Genomic DNA, 17345 nt, shown 5'->3' with positions numbered 1-17345 from the left:
CGCATGGCCATGCCGTCGATAAAAAGGGACTATGCCGTCGGCAGACCGAAGCCGAAACAGACCCTGCCGGGCCCCGGTAAGGTCTGTCCGTGGATTATCAGTCAATATCGTAACCAATCACAAACTCGTCATTGATTAGCAGATAGTAATAGCCGTTGCCGCAATTCCGGTACTCCTTGCTGAATCCTGCAGCCATGTCACCATTGTCCCGCGGCTCGCACCAAAGCGTACCGTCATAACCGCAAAAGTCGAAACGAAGCGTCGAGAATTTCTCCTTATTCTTCATGGCCTGGCGGAACCGCTGCATGTCCCAGCTTCCGCAATACTTCTCAATCGTGGAGAGTCGGATGCACTTTCCGTCAATAGCCGTTCCCGTGGTGATACGGTTTTCGTACAGGGACTTCTCAAGGTCTGCTGCTGCAATCTTACGGAGCCAGTCGTTGGTATGCGTGGCAAGGCGTGCGAGCTTCTGGTATTTGAGAATCATTTTCCTGTCCATATCCTTTTCGTCTTCCTTTTCCTGTGACGGATAATAGATTTTTTCGATGCTGTTCCAGTCTGAAAAGATGTAGCCATGTTTGCGTTTCCCTTTCGCAATAATACCGATGACGTTCTCCCCGCCACGGTTGATAAACAATTTCCTGCGTTCCCCGTAAATCCTGACATACAAGACCGGTGGGTTCTGTTCGTTACGGAGATATTCTTCTGCCGGATGCATTGTTGCTGCTGTTGTGTCCATACCTGTATTTTTTAGTTGTTCATTCTTTTAGCCGGAACCGCTTGGGCTCCCGTTTATAAGTTATCCTCACGAAATTTGACTTTTGCCCCTGACTGCTGTTCAGAGTTCGGGAAGTGTGCCTGTCCTGACTTTCTTCCCGTCGCAATAGAGTTCGATTGTTCCCGGTCTGAATCCCATTTCGCCGAAGGCTATGTTTCTGACATAGTCCCGGTACTCCTTTCCGGAAAAGTTCTTTCCGCTCAGGTTGTTGAAAAACATGCGGATGCTGAATCCGTCTTCACTTGACAGTATTGTCCTGCCGTCCTGTCTGATTTCTTCTTTCATTTCTTTCCGTTTTAATTGTTTGAAAATCTGTTTTTTATTTCCCTCTTTTTGAACTGAGGGCTGTATTTTCAACTTTTTGAGGCATAAGGAGGATGAAGCAGTTGGTATCATAAGCCAAATCCGGATAGAAAACCGATTGTGCAGCAGTCTGTTTTCGTCATCCGAATGGAATGCGGTTTGGCATTGATACGCTTCGTCCTATATTCGCCGACGAAAAGAGAAAGGAAGCCCCATAGGAAAAAGGAAGAGACTTGTAAAAGGGGACGGCAAGAAGGATATATAATGGGATCGAACAAATTACCGGTTCCATTTCAAGGCCAGCACCGATAATTTGCTTACTTTGCAAAAGTAAAAAGGTTCAATATGAGTGAGAAACTTGTGCTCCTGGTGTTGCTCGGCATAGTGGTCGGGATGTTGCATGTCATCGCTTTCTGGCGACGGAAAGCCGGTGAAGCGGCGTATGCAGCCGCACGGAGCGCAAGCCGGGAAGACGAAAGAGGCCGCTATTGCCGTATGGCAGTAATGGCCGGACATCGAGACGCCTGCCGTATGTTCTGCTGCATGTATCCCGACCGGTTCGACGACAGGCATCCGCTCAAACCGTTCAAGTTCCGTGGAATCCGGATTGCATTTTACGACTATTACTATCCGTCACGGTACAATGATTTTCTCAATGAAGCACAACGGACATTCTGCCGTTCCATCTACCGGTTCAAGCAGGGAGAGATACACGGCATCGAGTTCTTCAAGGCATGTATGACCGCCATACAGGCGGACGGCAAGCCTTATCATATCATGTTCATGCCGTGCAGCAACTGGATAAAGTATGAACAGCGGTTCAAGCGGCTGAACTGGTATATGGGCAAGCACAGGCCGGATCTGACATCAGGACTGTACGATACGGTGATCTGCGATGCCCGGGAAAGCCTACATGAAGCGGACGGAGCGGACAGCCGTGTCCTTGAGCGGAATTACGAGATTACCGGTGATATAAAGGGAAAAGAAATCATTATCATTGACGATGTGCTGACGACCGGACAGAGTGTGTCCGACTACAAGGAGGAAATAGAAAGGCACGGCGGCAAGGTGGTTGCCGCCATTTTCTATGGAAAGACGTTTTCCATGCCGCCGATGTCCGTCGTCCGGATGTCGGTATGGGGCGACAGTATCAGCCATGCAATCAAAGGGAGAAAAAAGTCATAGTTCGGCCAGTGCCGAAACACATTCCTGCTGTACTCTCCTGACATGCTCAAAAAGGATTGCGGGATCGACACTCTTGCCATTGAGGCGGCAGGTGATATGCAGGTGTTCTCCCGTGCTGCGCCCTGTAGAGCCGGTAATACCGACCGCATCACGCGGCCGGACGGCTGTTCCCCTGGCTACGAGAATCTTTGAAAGGTGGCAATAGCTGATCATGCAGTTCCCGTGCTGCAGCGTAACATACTTGCCGGAAGTCTTGTCCTGCCCGACCTTTACGACAGTTCCCGCCATCATCGCCAGCACCTTGTCGCCACGTGCCTGCAAATCGATTCCCCCATGAAATTTACGCTTGCCGGTAAAGGGGTCTTTCCTGTAACCGTATGGAGAAGTTACCTTGATTCTCGGTAACGGATAACTGACACTCAGGTAACGCTCAACCACCATCTGCCTTTGCACATCGCCGCGAGCCCCGGATTTGCCGGTGTTTTCCGATACACCTTTCCCGGAACCCGTATTGTCTGAAGCTGTTTCCTTGTCCTTGGTGGCCGCCTGCACACTTTCCTCCCGATAGTAATCGGAAGCGGAGGAAACTGTATTGAATTGTGCCATTGCCGGTATCAGACTGAGCGAAATGCCTGATATAATCATCCATAAAATTTTTCTCATGCTGCAAAATTAGCATGGTCTGTCTATGTTCGACATGAACGGCCATGCATTCTGCTATTAGTTTGCATATTTTATCGCAATTAGTACGATTATTCAAAGAAAATCGTACTAATGTTATAAAAATGGTATATTATAATCATTTATATATCTGTGTTTTTGTTTGAATTTACAAGGTCATACTATATTTGCCGAACATAATTTTACAAACTTGATATAGTATGAAAAAGGCGCATTTTGAATTTGAAGAGATTCCCTTTTCGACGCTTGCCCGATTCGGGCTCACGCAGGAGATGATCGAGGATCTGCCGATGCACGTCCTTGATGATATTTACAACGGACGCCATTCGCCCGTTCTTCCCGTGCGTGTCACCGACGAGCACGGAGAAACGGTGGAAAGCCGTACCCGATTCGCTCTTATCCGCATGGAGGGTGGCCAGACGGACGTGGTCTTCTATCCGGCATTGAAATCTTCGCCGCTGGAACGCTTTGACGAAACGCAGCAGAAACAGTTGCTTGAGGGCAAGGCCATCATCGCGGATGTGGAAACCGCTGACGGCAGGCACAACAAGGCTTTCGTCCAGATTGACACGGGGACGAAGCAGGTCATGTATGTTCCCACGCCCATCATCGGGCGCAATCTGCAGGTGCTGGCCGAGGAGCTGCATCTCGGTGCAACAGAGGTGAACGGAATGCAGCACGGAGATCCGCTGACGCTGGTCGTGGACGATGAGCCCGTCACGGTAGGTATTGACCTTCATTCCAAGACCGGTATCCGTTTCTGTTCCGGCGACGAGCAGCGATGGAGGGAACAGTCCAAGCGTGAATGGGACAAATACACGTTCGGCTGTTACGGTTGCTGGGTCATGGAAGATGACGGAAACCTCGACTATGTTCCGGAAGAGGAATATACCGAAGAGTTGTGGAACGAACAGAAAAAAGCCGGGGAACGCAACCGCTCGGCAGCTATTCACAAATAAAAACCGATTGATATGGCACAGCACCAGTATTATCCCGAAGAGGTATTGATAGAGAAAATGCAGAGCGGCGAATACGGCTGGCTCGACTATGTGAACCATTTTTCCGCGGAGTGGCAGGAGGAATATGCCCGTTACTGTGAGGAACGCAACCTCGTTATCGGGAATGATTCTGCCGCCGAATTTGTCCGCTACAAGGACGAACAGCTGGAAGCGGCGATGGAGGAAGGAAACGCATAGCGGATAACAATCATAACATCAGACTATGGCAATACGAACCAATACAAACCCCAGAGCGATGGACTTGCAGCCTGAAATGCGCGACATACTGATGCGCAACGGGCTTCAAGCCCATATCGCATTTGACGGTGGCGGCTACAAGCTGATCGTACAGGGACACGATTCGCCGCTGCTGACCTATCAGATTACCGAGAAACAACTGTTGGCGCTTACGGACTGGGGAACAAACACTGCCAACAAGAAAGCCTACAATGTGCTCACAAGCATCCTTGCAAAGGATTTCTATCTGCCCAAGAACTTTGTCCATGCCCGCAATGCTAACGGACGTGTGGCGATGGGTCTGCACGGCTACCGTATCGGAATGGGTGAATACGGGCGTACAGGCCGTTGGGGGCTGTTTCCTCCCATACTCGGATGGACACCGCGCCAGCAGGGCGGTTTTCATCTGCGCAGGGTCGGCGGACAGCTCTTTTTCCCCGGAGCGCCCATTGTCCCCGAACGTCCTGACGGACGCATGAAGCCCGGCGAGCTGCAGTCCGGAGGCTACGGCTTTTATTACAAGGGAGGACAGCCGGAACAACCCGTACAGCCCCGTGATGTCCTGCAGGACTTGCAGGCTGCCATTACACCGATGGTCAGCCGTCCCCGCAGCCAGGAACCTGCCCGCCCGTACAGGGAGCTTGTCGCTTCGCCTGTCTATTTCTCGAACGAAAAATGGTCGGAGTGCCTTGCTTCGCACGGGCTTATTGTCGATGCGGAGAACAGAACCCTCACCGTGCAGTCCGAGAATGTCAACGCGGACATGGTCTATGACCTGACGGAAGAGGAAATCAAAACGCTTACATCGAATTCTCTTGAAGAGCATTCCATTGAGCAACGTCTGGAGCTCCTGAACGGGGTCATTGCCGGAGATTTCGCGGATAAAGTGACCTTGGATGATCTGAACAGTGACAAGCATATCGCCATCGGCCTCCATCCTGAAGTGCACGAGGAACTGGCCGCAAGACATTACCAGGAATACGCACAGGCGAACGGGCAGACGGAAGACTATGGCAACAGCCTGCAGCTGTCGGATGAGATCGGCGGGCATGGAACCGAGATAAGCCAGATTGCCGTGGAACCCGGACCGGAAGAGGGAAAGTACAGGATGACCGCCGTCATCGACGGGCAGACCTACAGCCACGAGATTACCCAGAAGGAATACGACAAGTTTCTCGCCACGGACGACTACCATCGGACGAAACTTTTCGCGAAGATCTTCAGCGAGGCAGACCTGCGCCCCCGTCCGGAAACAAGCAAAGGACTGGGCATAAAAATTCTTGCGGCCCTTTCAGCAGGTGCCGTGGTGGTTTCTGAGGTCGTGCATAATCTCAGATGCCATCACGGGCCAGAGTGTTATGAGGAACATTACCATGGGCCGCGTCCTTATTTCAAACCCGGTGTTGACACTCCGAGGGATGTTGCCATCCGGAATTTCGAGGCACAGATGAACCGGGAAATCGGTGATATGAGAATGGGGAGGTAAACTTATGAGGAACGGAGACCTTACATACGATGATTTTCTACAGAGACTGAACATTCAGGACATACTCATTGACGCGGGCTATCATCTGAACAAGCGTGACGGTCTGCGTTATCCGTCGTATGTGCGTATGGACAGCGAAGGCCGTCGTATCCGTGGCGACAAGTTCATCGTGATGCCGAACGGCAAGTGCTGTTTCAAGGCACAGGAACAGAAAGTCTATAACATCATATCCTTCATCAAGGAATACCCGCAGTTTTTCGCGGAATACCGGGCAGGAGTATCTCCGGACCGGCTTGTCAATCTCGTGTGCAACCGGTTGCTGAACCATCCCATCGAGGAACGTAGTACACGGATTATCCAGCCGAAACGTGACGTGAAACCGTTCGACATAACGGATTACGAGATTCACAGGTTCAACCCTCAGGACAGGGATACGCAGAAGAAGTTCTATCCTTTCTTCAAACACCGTGGAATCGACCTCTACACACAGTATGCCTTCCACCGAGATTTCTACCTGGCGACAAAAGTCCGTGAAGACGGGACCCGATACACGAACCTTGCCTTTCCGATGTCTTTGCCCAAAGACCCGGGGACGGTTGTCGGCCTTGAGGAACGAGGCCGCCCGCGTCCGGACGGCAGCGGCAGTTACAAGGGCAAGGCTGAGGGCAGCAATTCAAGCGAGGGGCTGTGGATAGCCAACCTTAAGGGTGACCTGGATTCCGTCGGCGGAGTGGCATGGTTTGAAAGTGCCTATGACGCGATGGCCTTCTATCAGCTCAACCGGGAACAGATCAAGAGCAACCCGGACCTATCCAGGAAGAGCGTGTATGTATCTACCGGCGGTACCCCTACAGAGGGTCAGATCAAGGGTATGCTTGCCGCCACACCGGAGGCACACCATTACCTCTGTTTCGACAATGATGCCGCCGGACGGCTGTTCGTGGAAAAGTTCAAGGCAATAGCCGGACAGATGAACATTTCCCCGGAAAATATCAGAGAATTTCCCATTCTGCCTTGCTACAAGGACTGGAACGATGCGTTGCTTGGCAAGACCAATCCCGAGTATCTCAAAGAGACCGAGGGGCTGGTCAATCCGATTGAAGTACGGCATTCAGGACAGGACGAGGAAGAACGGCAGACCAGTTATCACAGATAAAACGAAAACATCATGCCGACAGACCGTTTATTCCGCACTCATGTGTTTGTGCCCCACACCGGACAGTTCGTCATCAACGAGCTGCCCATTCTTGTGTTATGCTGTGCAGGATGGGTCTTTGGCGGAATTGACGGCTTGCCGTTCACGACTCTGTCCATGTGGGTCGCCCTTCTGCTTTCCCTGTTCCTGGTGTACAGGTTCATCTATCTACGACGCATACGCTATCGCATCGGGTCCGAACAGCTCGTGTGCGAGCATGGCATCATCTGGCGTAAGACAGATTATATGGAATTATACCGTATCGTGGACTTCACGGAAAATCAAAGCCTGCTGCAGCAGCTTTGCGGGCTGAAGACGGTGAGCATTTTCTCGATGGACCGGAATACCCCCAGGCTTGATCTGACCGGTATCCGGCGCAGGGATGACATAGTAACACTTGTCCGCGAACGGGTGGAATACAACAAAAGAAAAAAGGGAATATATGAGATCACGAATCATTAACTGGAGTCTGGCCCTCGTTGCCGTCCTGCTTCTGCCGCAGGTGTCCAAAGCCCAGATAGCGGCTTCCAATCCGCTGGAGTGGATTGCTCTGGCGGAGGGCAACGAGCTGATAAACGGCCAGATTGAAAAACAGATCAAGGGACAGACGCAGACGGCACTCCTGCAGAACAGCATCGCCGCCGAATTCAACCGCATCCATGAATGGCAGAAACAGTACAACGGCTACCTGAAGACGGTGAACGGATACGCTTCGTCACTGAAAGCCTGTACGCATCTCTATAACGACGGGGTCCGGATCTTCCTGACTCTGGGTAAACTGGGCAAAGCGATAAAGGACAACCCGCAGGGTATCGTTGCCAGTATGGGCATGAACAACCTTTATATCGAGACGGCCACGGAACTGGTCTCCGTATATACACTGCTGAACGATGCCGTTGCCAAAGGCGGTGAAGAGAATATGCTGACCGGTGCGGAGCGCAGCACTACGCTATGGACGCTGAATGACAGGCTGTCGGCTTTCAGCCGGAAGCTGCATCTGCTCTACCTGAGCATCCGGTACTATACTTTCAATGATGTATGGAGAAATGTGACGGCAGGTATGCTTGACCGCAACAACGGTGAAGTTGCCCGCATGGCCATGTCACGCTGGCGCCGGGCAGCCTCCCTGACACGATAAAGAATGACGCGATGAAACGGACGATTTTGATAGTTATGCTGCTGACGGGCATCTGTATCGGCAAGATACAGGCACAGAACGATCCGGTTCTGGCCGGAATGATACTGCTCTACACGGACAAGGCGCAGAAAGAGCTGAAAAACCAGGAGAAGGTGATGATGCTGCAGACTACCGGACATATATGGACGAAAGAGGAAGTACAGGCTACGGCCGACCTGCAAAGGGAGTTCAACAAGTATCTGGATTCTTTCCGGTCCATCGTCTGCTATGCCGCACAGATTTATGGCTTTTATCACGAAATCTCAAGGCTGACGGACAATATGGAAGATTTTACCAGGCAGGTTAGCCGGAGCACGACCAACGCATTGGCAGTAGCCCTTTCCACGGAGCGCAACAGGATTTACCGGGAGCTGATGCTTGGCAGTGTGGAAATAGTAAATGACATACGAATGGCCTGTCTTGCGGAAAGCAAGATGACGGAAAGGGAACGCATGGAGATAGTCTTCGGGATCAGGCCGAAGCTCAAGCTGATGAACACCAAGCTGCAACGGCTGACCAAGGCCGTGAAATATACGACTATGAGTGACATCTGGTATGAAATCGACGAAGGCGCACGCCCTGTTGCGGACAAACGCGACATTGTGGAAGCCGCCAAACGAAGATGGAAGCAGATCGGAAAAAATGTAAGACCTTAAAAAGAACGAGATATGGGAGTATGGAGTACAATATTGAAGTATGGCGGCAAGGCGGCCAAAGGTACCGGCAAGGCTGTTTTGGCAACCGGGAAAAACGTGGGTGAAGCGGCACTTCATCCGTCGCAGACGTTACGGGGCGCCGGACAAGCCGTCAAGACTGCCGCCGTCGGAGGTGCGATCGGTTATGTCGGCTGGGAAAAGCTGACGACAGACAAGAGCGTGGTGCGTATCGTGAGCGATGCGGTCATCGGAGAACCGGCCACGGATGCCTTGGCAGATACCGCCGAAGATGTACGGGGACTGACGGACAAGGCCGGAGAAGCCGTCGGCACGTTAAGCGGAGCTGTGGCGGGAATAGATTCCAAACTTGACGGGGTATCCAATTTCCTACGGCAGGCTTCGAGTGGCGGAGGCATAAACATGCTCGGCAATTTTGTCCGTAACCTCGGCCATGGCAACGTATCTGGATTGAGCATCGCGGGCCTTATCGCCGCCGCTTTTCTCATTTTCGGACGTTTCGGGTGGTTGGGCAAGATCGCCGGGGCTTTCCTCGGCATGATGCTCATCGGCAACAATGCCGGCGTCTTCCGTGACACGAACACGGAGAGCGTGGCAAGGACACAGGCTTCCCCCGGCCAGAGCGAGGAACAGACCTATAACGGAGGAATGAGAAGATAACATTATGAACCAATACAGAACGAAATGAAATATACAGAAGAAATGATACTTCACTCCGAGAGCGGCTACTGTATGCCTTTCGAGGAGCCCCAGGGCAAGGAGGTGGAAATGACTCTCGGTTACGGCGAACAGACCGACCCGGGAACGGGCAAGCCGTTTTTCCACCATGGCATTGACTTCAACGCCCGATATTACAGGCTGTCTGCCGTCGCGAGCGGAATCGTGTCAGGGGTCGGCAATGATCCGGTACACGGGATATGCCAGACTATCCGGTACGGGGAATATGAGGTGACATACGGACACCTGTCAAATGTCTTTGCGCAGTTCGGGCAACGCGTGAAAGCCGGTCAGACTGTGGCCTTGAGCGGTGACAGGCTGCACGTCGAAGCCCGGTTCAAGGGAGAGGAACTGAATCCGCTGGAGTTCCTGACCATGCTTTACGGCAACATCCGTGCGCTTCGTCAGGCGGGAGGACATGAAACGGCGGCATTCCCGGATCTGGAAATGACCGTGAAGACCGATTACGACAAGGACAAACGGGAAATCGAGGAACTGATGCTGCGTTTCCTGCCGTACTACATGGAGGATCTGCAACGCGGAGCCTACGTGTTGCCCGAGCACACGGAGCAGTCCCTGCGCCACATCTTCACCATGGGGGCGATGAGAGAATATTTCTACGAGAACATGCCGAGCATGGCCAATCCTCTCGGACTGGGACATAAATCCATTCCGCTGGTCAGCAAGGTACAGAACCTGCTCATCGCTGATTTCCTGCATTACCTGGCCCTGCGTCACAACGTGTACCTCTCCACCATGAGCGGAGACATAAAAAAAAACTCCATGACGAAGCCGTAAGCTACAGCGGCATCATTGATCCGCTGGCTGAACTCGACATCGACATCCAGAGCTTCGACATACCGCGTATCGTGTCGGTATATCCGGACCGGGTCGGTGTCCGCTGGTGGACAAAGGCATGGTTCAACAACCGGGAGGAAGGTGAAGCCTCCGTGGAGATAGAGCGTGAACAGGCGATACGCTTCATCCATGACAACATCGAGAAAGACGCATGGCTGGAGGAGTTCTTCCCCAAACAGATGGAAGTGTACCACAATGCGATTGAACAGACAAAAGAACAACTGTTGAAACAGATAAATATGATATAGGATACTTATGGACGGAACTATAAAACAAAGCAGACGATTCGCGGAACTGGAACGTCTTTCGGATGACTATTTCCGTTACCACCTTGCTTCCGTCATGGATGAGACAAGAGATTATCTTGCCCGGAAACAAGGTGAGGAAATGAAGGAATATTCCACCTCCCTTGGCGGGGTTCTCAGCATGATGGCTTCTTCAGCCCAACCTTTGAACGACCCGTACCAGCTGCTCAAAGTTACCGGCGAATGGAACTCCAAGACAACGGAAGATTATGTAGAGATGTGCAAGGAGAAAATCGCCGCTTCGGAAGACATACAGCACGACCTTGCGTATATGGCCGGGCAATGGCGTGATGCAGTCGTGAAGGAAATCGGCCGCGAACGGTACGACGAACTGTCGGAACAGCTTGGCGGCGATCTCGCCTATGCCTACATGGACTATCGTCTGGAACAGCAGATGATAGACAAACTGGTGAAAGACCGTATGCCCAAGTCTTCGGCTGATTATATCATCCGCAAGGCCGCGGAATCAAGCCTGTTCGGCCTGCCGCAGATGTTGAGCCGTTCCCCGCTTGCCGAGGAGATCGAGAAGCGTGGCGAGGCCGCTTACCGGCCGAGCAAAGTTGAGCAGGGTGCGGGATGGCTGTTGGGTGCCTCGGCGGATACCGTCATGCTGGGCGGTGCCGGTTCGTGGGCGGCATTCGCCAGATTCATCGGTGTGGATGCTGCCGTCTCCGCCACCATGGCACATTTGGAGCCGGAAGACCCCAAGTCGATTTCAGTCGAACAATGTATCAGCCAGGGTGTATTCGGCAGCGAACACAATGTGTTTGAAGATTTCCGGCGTGAAGCAGCCACCATGACCGCAGACAAGGATAGTTTCACAGCAACCGCCAATGAGCAGCTGAAGAAACAGATACCGGTCTGCAATTTCAACTTTACGGACTGGATGAAGAAGCAGCAACCGTTCCCGTTCCTGAAAGGCTTGCAGGACAAGCTGAAACAGGAACGGCCGGAACGCTACAAGGATGTGCCGCTGGTCGTCGCACCGGGGCAGGAAGAAGCCTACCTGAAAAGTCTGGAGGAAAAGAAACAAACGGATGCGGAAGAGCCGGAACAGGTACATCAGGAAACGGTACAACCGGAAAAAGAGCCGGAGGTCATGCAGGAAACAGGGGTACATCCCGTGAATGACCTGTCTGAAACGCCGGCATCCAACGGCAACACGGGCGGATGGGAAGATCTGCTCGGCACCCTTGGACTGAGCGGCATGGGAGACATTGCCGGCAATCTCGGTTATGTAATGGCGATGCTGCCGGATATTCTGCTGGGAGTATTTACAGGCAAGACACAGTCCCTGAACATCAAGGACAACCTGCTGCCTATAGCCAGCATAGTGGCCGGTATGTTTGTGCGGAATCCGCTGCTGAAGATGCTCCTTATCGGTCTCGGCGGGGCGAACCTGCTGAACAAGGCCGGGCATGAAGTGCTGCGTGAACGGTCAGAAGGCGAAATGAACACGGCCAATAGAGGTGCAGCCCAATACCGCCATTATCCTGACGAACCGCTCAATCCTCGCATCACGAATCCCGTACTTCAAGGCAACATGCTTGTCGCGACAATTGACCGTGTACCCTGTACTATCCAATTATCGCAGACCGTGACTGACGCTTACCGGGCCGGAGCCTTACCGCTCAACACGCTGGCAAACGCCGTACTCGCCAGAAGCGAACAGCTCCGTCAAAGGGCCTCGGACAATTACGACAACGGACAACAGGAGACTATCGTGCGTACACGAGGTATCCAGTAGCATATAACCCCAAAACATATACTGTATGAAAGAAAAATCCAAAATAGAGAAAAATGCAGAGGAAAGGCAAATCAGTCTGCTTTCCACTGCTTTGGGAGAGGCTTCGAAGGCCAATGGTTACTGGCTCAACGCTTCTGGAAAGAGGTATCCGAGGCTATACCCGCACGGCGTGTCGGCCAGCCCGTTCAATGCACTGTTCATGGCATTGCATTCCGATCGGAACGGATGCAATACGAACCTGTTCACCTTGTTCAGTGATGCCAAGGCCCGCGGCACGTCGGTACGTGAGCATGAACAGGGTGTGCCGTTCCTGTACTATAACTGGAACAAATATGTCCACAGGAACAATCCTGAAGAGTTCATCAACCGGGGAACCTACCTCACATTGGACGATGAGCAGAAGAAACAATATAAGGGAGTACATAACAGAGAGATACGCACTCTGTTCAATATAGACCAGACGACATTTCCCCATGTGGACGAAGAGGCTTACAGGGCCGTTCTGCAACAGGATGGGAATGCCATGGAACGAGGATATTCGGAGGCAGACACACGGCGTATGCATATCCGCTTCAATGATTTCTTGCTGAAAATGCGTGACAACCTTGTGCCGGTCCGTTACGATGGCAGCGGAATGCCCCATTATGAAACGGACAAAGATGCCGTCTATATGCCCCGCCAAAAGAACTTTGACCATTACAACGATTATGTGCAGGAAACCCTGCGCCAGATAGTAAGTGCCACCGGACATCAGCAGCGGCTTGCCCGCGAGGGAATGGTGATGAAAAACGGTATGCCGCCTTCCGACGATGCCGTCAAACAGGAACGGCTGGTCGTGGAAATAGCATCGGGAATCAAGATGCTGGAGCTGGGACTGCCAGCCCGCTTGTCCGACGAAAGTCTCAGTTTGGTGGAATATTGGGACCGGGAACTCAAAGAGAACCCGAATATGATAGATGCCCTCGAGAGTGACGTGAACAATGCTCTCGAAGTTATCCGTAAAGCGGAACGTGGAGAGAAAATCGAATATGCCACCTTGCGGAACAGGAAACAGACATCTGACATGCAGGACCAGCTGCCCAAGCATTATTTCGTGGCCGATGAGTTACGGAAACGTCCGGACAAGGACAAGAAAACCATTGTCCTTGTCATAGATCCCGTATCAAAGTCGGCTGATGTGATCCTTCCCGCCGGGGCATCACCGGAGGTGGACAACGAGATTCCCGGCATGAACAAAGCCCGTATCGGACGTGCTTTACGTCGGGAAGGCATCGAGACTGTGCGTTTCTTCAATCCGGACGGAGCCTTGGGTTACAGACCTGATGACAAGTATTTTGCCGAGAAGCAGGTCTCTCTGGCACGGTTGAACAACTGGGCCCTGGAAGTGCTTTCGACCCTGAACGTGAGCCCTGCAGTAAAACGGGCCAACGAAGTAGGATTTGACAAGATCCAGATGATTCAGGACGACAAGAACCGATGGGCTCTCTATATAAAGCCGGAGCATCAGAGAGGTTATAGCATATACCCCGACAAGGAAGACATAAACCGCTTCTTTTCCACACTCAAGCAGTCCATGGATAATATAGACAAGGTCCGCATGGAACTGGCTCATAAATATTACGCGCTTGCTGAAATCAAGCCCGACCTGAAAGTCGATCTGTTCAACAGCGGGACACAGGACGTGGACCTGAACCGGATACAGCGTGTGTCCGTGTTCAAAACCAAGCAGGACGGTGTACTGTGTGCCGTAACGATTGACGGGCAGAAACTGCAGCCGCGCAGTGTATCACCGCAACAATGGCAGCGCATGTGGGTGGCGGAAGACCGTGACAGCTACAAACGGCACCTGGCTGCCTCGCTGTTTGCCGATATACTGCAAAAGGGACAGTCGCAGGAGGAACACGCCGGGGAAAAGCAGGAGAAGGAAACCGAGATACGGCAGGGAGAAGCTGTCAGCCGACAGAATGGAGAAGAGCGTACCGTTGAATCCGTCAGTCCGCAGAGAGAGGCTTGGGACAAGATAAAGGCCAAACACCCGGACGCTATCCAGTTTGTAAGAACCGGTGATAACTATACGGCTTATAACGAGGATGCCGTCAAGGTAACGGAAACGCTTGCCTTGAAAATGGAGAAGCACGAGGCTGACATGAAAAAAGGCTTTACGGCTTCCGTGACATTCCCAGTCAGCCAGCTCGATACTTTCCTTCAGAAACTTGCGAGAAGCGGTGCAAGAGTGGTGATACGGGATGAAGAAGGACTCGCGGATGCCCGGAACAGAACAACGGGCATAACAGAAAGGACAGCCGGAAACGGCCAGACACGGACTCTCTTTGATACGGCACAGGAGAAACAGTCCGAACGCAGGATTGAGCCGGAAGAAAATGAACAGCGTTCAAGCATGAGGAGGTAATGATATGGCAGGAAAAAATAAAGAATATGCAGACAAGTATGCGGAGTACGCCATGGAGCAGATGCGCCGGTATGGCATCCCCGCTTCGGTAACACTTGCACAAGGGATCCTTGAGAGTTCCAACGGACAGAGTGAACTGGCCCGCAAGGAAAACAATCATTTCGGCATCAAGGCCACACAGTCATGGATTGCGGAAGGCGGCCGGTACAGCCTGTATTCGGATGACAAGCCGAACGAGAAATTCTGCAGCTATGATAACGTAGGAGACTCCTATGAACACCATTCGAGGTTCCTTAAGGAGAACAGCCGCTACGCGGAATGTTTCAATCTCCGTCCCGATGACTACAAAGGATGGACGGAAGGTATAGCCAAAGCTGGTTACGCGACCGGGGGCAACTATGCCGGGACTCTGCAGAAGATCATCGAGCAGAACGGCCTGGACAAATACGACCGTCAGGTCATGCAGGAAATGGCCGCGCAGGGCAAGCAGTTCGGTCTGGAAAGCAATCCTCTCCAGGAGAAAGAAAAGGCAGAAGCCTATTCGTTTCCGGTGGAACGCAAGGAGTTCCTCTTTGTCACTTCCGCTTTCGGAATGCGTCAGGACCCGATGGACAAAGAAAAGCAGCAGATGCACAAGGGGCTTGACATACGATGCAAAGGCGATGCGGTGCTGGCCACGGAAAACGGCGGAAAGGTCGTTTCGGTAAACGGCAATGCCAACTCTGCCGGAGGCAAGAGTGTAACCGTTGAATACAGCCGCCCGGATGGAAGCAAGGTGCAGTGTACCTATATGCACCTTGGCGATATCGCAGTCAAGGCGGGAGACAGTGTCAAGGCAGGACAACGCCTTGGAACCTCGGGCAACACGGGGACACGGACCACGGGAGAGCACCTGCATTTCGGGGTGGTGAACATCCATTCGGACGGGACGCGCCGTGACATCGACCCGGCTGCATATCTGGCCGAGATTGCGCAGAAAGGCAATATCAAGCAGCAGGTGCTGTACAACGGCAATGACCTGCTCGCGAAATACCGTAGTACGGAAGAACCCAAAATCGAGAAACCTCTTTCTACCGAAGACTGGATGAAAAAGCTGCTGTCCTCGGAGGACAGTGGCGTCGGCATGTCCGGATGCAATGACCCTGTCATGGAGATGGCCATGACGGCCTTTACCTCACTGATGGTGCTGGCCGTTCAGATTGACAGTAAGAACGAGGAAGAGCAGAAAGCCGCCGTTTCGGGGGCCATGGATAGCGGAAAGATCGACTTGAAACCACTGCTGCCTGACATGAAAAGCTGTAGTCTGACCATGAAAGAGAACGGGAAAGCCGTCCTTCAGGCGGATAACGGCGAACAGCATATATCGCGCGAGTTGAGTTCCGCAGAATTGAGCCGGCTGTCGGCCGTGCTGAACAACAGTAGCCTTACGGATGAAGCCAAGCGGATGCGCGTGACGGGATTGCTGAATACTGCCATCCTTTCGGAAATGGCTTCACAGAATTTCGAACAGGGCATGTCCGAGCAGCGAGGACAAACGGAAAATCTGAAAAGATGAAGCATGGCGATATGATAAAATGCGTGATGATACAGCTATGCAAGTATCTGGCAGGATTATCCTACCTGGCTTTGTATGTCCTGTCCTGCTACAAACTGTTTGGCTTGACGGCAACATTCCTTATCGTGGAAGTGCAGCTGCTCGTTGCCGGATGGCTTGTCTGGGCAATGATCCGTGCGCCCGATTAGAATATGCTCTCAGACCTTCAACATCAATATAACCAGCATTTGCCGGATGATATGTACCATTCTAAAAACAAAACGAGTTATGATTAAATGTAATGTTACTGTATGCGGTATTATCAACCGCGATGCTACTACACGCACAAACAAGGAGGGAAAACCGTTTTTTACGTTCCCTCTCCAGATAATGGTTCCTGCAACTGACGGTCAGGGAAAGCCTGTCGAGATCGATGTGAGCAAAGATGGCGGTCAGGAGGAAGCCTCCTGCTACAGGAAAGGCTCACGTGTCGAGATTGACGGTACGATGTACCTGAAGCACAGGGGCGACAGGACCTATTTCAACCTTTTCGCAAACGAGATCCGCGATGTGGCTGCCGATGCGGCCAATACTCTCAAAGGAGAGATGGTTTTCTGTGGAAAGGTCGGAAAGAACATCGAGGAAAAGAAGGACAAGAAAGACCAGTCCTACACGATGTTCTCGGCATTCAGCACGGAGAAAGTCGCTGACGGCTTTGAGTACCAATGGGTACGTTTCTTCTGCTTCAACAGGCAGCGTGAAGAATGGCTCCAGCCTGGTGTGAAGATCGATGCCAAGGGCGAGATGGGCCTGACTGTCCATAACGGTAAGCCTAATGTATCCTGCCGTGTAGAGGAACTTACACAATGTGTCGCAGATTCGTCTAACTCCAATCAGTAACGGTTATGGCAGGCTACAGGAGACAAAATACAGAAGGGCCGAACAGCGAAGACAAGGCTCTCGACCTCTTTGCGGAAATGATGATTTTATGTTGACCTCAACATAAAATCATTTATGTCTGACATAGAATTATGTTGGGCATTAGTCTAAACAATTAATA

The 17345-nt window shown here is 52.1% G+C and carries 19 protein-coding genes; 16 read left to right on the top strand and 3 right to left on the bottom strand.

Annotated features, from left to right (window positions below; translation table 11 throughout):
- Window positions 1–97: 97 nt before the first annotated feature.
- Both DW033_RS22135 and DW033_RS22130 read right to left on the bottom strand, forming a co-directional pair.
- Window positions 98–739 (bottom strand): hypothetical protein, encoded by a 642-nt coding sequence (locus tag DW033_RS22135; RefSeq protein ID WP_005807177.1) that lies wholly within the window; start codon window positions 737–739, stop codon window positions 98–100.
- Window positions 740–838: 99 nt separating this feature from the next.
- A complete protein-coding gene (locus tag DW033_RS22130; RefSeq protein WP_005807178.1) occupies window positions 839–1063 on the bottom strand; it encodes a hypothetical protein in 225 nt (74 codons plus the stop codon).
- Between the two features lie 363 nt (window positions 1064–1426).
- Here DW033_RS22130 and DW033_RS22125 point away from each other — a divergent pair, with 363 nt between their 5' ends.
- Complete coding sequence (locus DW033_RS22125) at window positions 1427–2266, top strand: phosphoribosyltransferase (RefSeq protein WP_005807179.1); 840 nt, start codon at window positions 1427–1429, stop codon at window positions 2264–2266.
- Here DW033_RS22125 and DW033_RS22120 read toward each other — a convergent pair.
- Entirely contained in the window at window positions 2261–2929 is a 669-nt protein-coding gene (locus DW033_RS22120; RefSeq protein ID WP_008781607.1) for a M23 family metallopeptidase, read from the bottom strand. The genes DW033_RS22125 and DW033_RS22120 overlap by 6 nt on opposite strands.
- Before the next feature lie 218 nt (window positions 2930–3147).
- On the opposite strand from DW033_RS22120, the gene DW033_RS22115 reads away from it, so the two are divergent.
- The 15 genes from DW033_RS22115 to DW033_RS22045 all read left to right on the top strand — a co-directional run bounded on the left by DW033_RS22115 (window position 3148) and on the right by DW033_RS22045 (window position 17185).
- Window positions 3148–3906, top strand: coding sequence for a DUF4099 domain-containing protein (locus tag DW033_RS22115; RefSeq protein WP_005807181.1), 759 nt, complete (start codon window positions 3148–3150; stop codon window positions 3904–3906).
- Window positions 3907–3918: 12 nt separating this feature from the next.
- Window positions 3919–4143: a hypothetical protein gene (locus DW033_RS22110; RefSeq protein WP_005807182.1), complete on the top strand. Its 225-nt coding sequence runs from the start codon at window positions 3919–3921 to the stop codon at window positions 4141–4143.
- Window positions 4144–4168: 25 nt separating this feature from the next.
- The gene (locus tag DW033_RS22105) at window positions 4169–5668 is read left to right on the top strand and encodes a hypothetical protein (RefSeq protein ID WP_005807183.1); all 1500 of its coding nucleotides are present in this window, start codon (window positions 4169–4171) and stop codon (window positions 5666–5668) included.
- 4 nt (window positions 5669–5672) lie between these two features.
- Window positions 5673–6824 carry a toprim domain-containing protein gene (locus DW033_RS22100; RefSeq protein WP_005807184.1) on the top strand — a complete coding sequence of 384 codons (1152 nt, stop codon included), beginning with the start codon at window positions 5673–5675 and terminating at the stop codon, window positions 6822–6824.
- A 12-nt stretch (window positions 6825–6836) separates the two neighbouring features.
- On the top strand, window positions 6837–7325 hold the full coding sequence (locus tag DW033_RS22095; RefSeq protein ID WP_005807185.1) for a PH domain-containing protein: 489 nt from the start codon (window positions 6837–6839) through the stop codon (window positions 7323–7325).
- The gene (locus tag DW033_RS22090) at window positions 7306–8001 is read left to right on the top strand and encodes a hypothetical protein (protein ID WP_117699426.1); all 696 of its coding nucleotides are present in this window, start codon (window positions 7306–7308) and stop codon (window positions 7999–8001) included. Before DW033_RS22095 ends, DW033_RS22090 begins: the two co-directional genes overlap by 20 nt.
- 11 nt (window positions 8002–8012) lie before the next feature.
- Window positions 8013–8696 (top strand): hypothetical protein, encoded by a 684-nt coding sequence (locus DW033_RS22085; protein WP_005807187.1) that lies wholly within the window; start codon window positions 8013–8015, stop codon window positions 8694–8696.
- Between the two features lie 12 nt (window positions 8697–8708).
- Window positions 8709–9374: a hypothetical protein gene (locus DW033_RS22080; protein ID WP_005807188.1), complete on the top strand. Its 666-nt coding sequence runs from the start codon at window positions 8709–8711 to the stop codon at window positions 9372–9374.
- 24 nt (window positions 9375–9398) lie between these two features.
- The gene (locus DW033_RS22075; RefSeq protein ID WP_018666025.1) at window positions 9399–10229 is read left to right on the top strand and encodes a M23 family metallopeptidase; all 831 of its coding nucleotides are present in this window, start codon (window positions 9399–9401) and stop codon (window positions 10227–10229) included.
- Between the two features lie 23 nt (window positions 10230–10252).
- Complete coding sequence (locus DW033_RS22070) at window positions 10253–10537, top strand: hypothetical protein (RefSeq protein WP_032537363.1); 285 nt, start codon at window positions 10253–10255, stop codon at window positions 10535–10537.
- 7 nt (window positions 10538–10544) lie between these two features.
- Window positions 10545–12341, top strand: a complete 1797-nt coding sequence (locus DW033_RS22065) for a hypothetical protein (protein WP_005807190.1) — start codon at window positions 10545–10547, stop codon at window positions 12339–12341.
- Window positions 12342–12366: 25 nt separating this feature from the next.
- Window positions 12367–14751, top strand: a complete 2385-nt coding sequence (locus tag DW033_RS22060; protein WP_005807191.1) for a zincin-like metallopeptidase domain-containing protein — start codon at window positions 12367–12369, stop codon at window positions 14749–14751.
- A gap of 4 nt (window positions 14752–14755) precedes the next feature.
- Entirely contained in the window at window positions 14756–16306 is a 1551-nt protein-coding gene (locus DW033_RS22055) for a glucosaminidase domain-containing protein (protein WP_005807192.1), read from the top strand.
- Complete coding sequence (locus DW033_RS22050; RefSeq protein ID WP_005807193.1) at window positions 16303–16494, top strand: hypothetical protein; 192 nt, start codon at window positions 16303–16305, stop codon at window positions 16492–16494. Before DW033_RS22055 ends, DW033_RS22050 begins: the two co-directional genes overlap by 4 nt.
- 79 nt (window positions 16495–16573) lie before the next feature.
- Entirely contained in the window at window positions 16574–17185 is a 612-nt protein-coding gene (locus tag DW033_RS22045; protein ID WP_005807194.1) for a hypothetical protein, read from the top strand.
- The last annotated feature ends 160 nt before the right edge of the window (window positions 17186–17345 follow it).

The organism is Parabacteroides sp. AF39-10AC, assembly GCF_003635405.1.
In the GTDB taxonomy this organism is placed as follows: Bacteria; Bacteroidota; Bacteroidia; order Bacteroidales; family Tannerellaceae; genus Parabacteroides; species Parabacteroides distasonis.
Note: the sequence above shows the minus strand (reverse complement) of the source record. Positions and strands in the feature narration are given on the sequence as shown.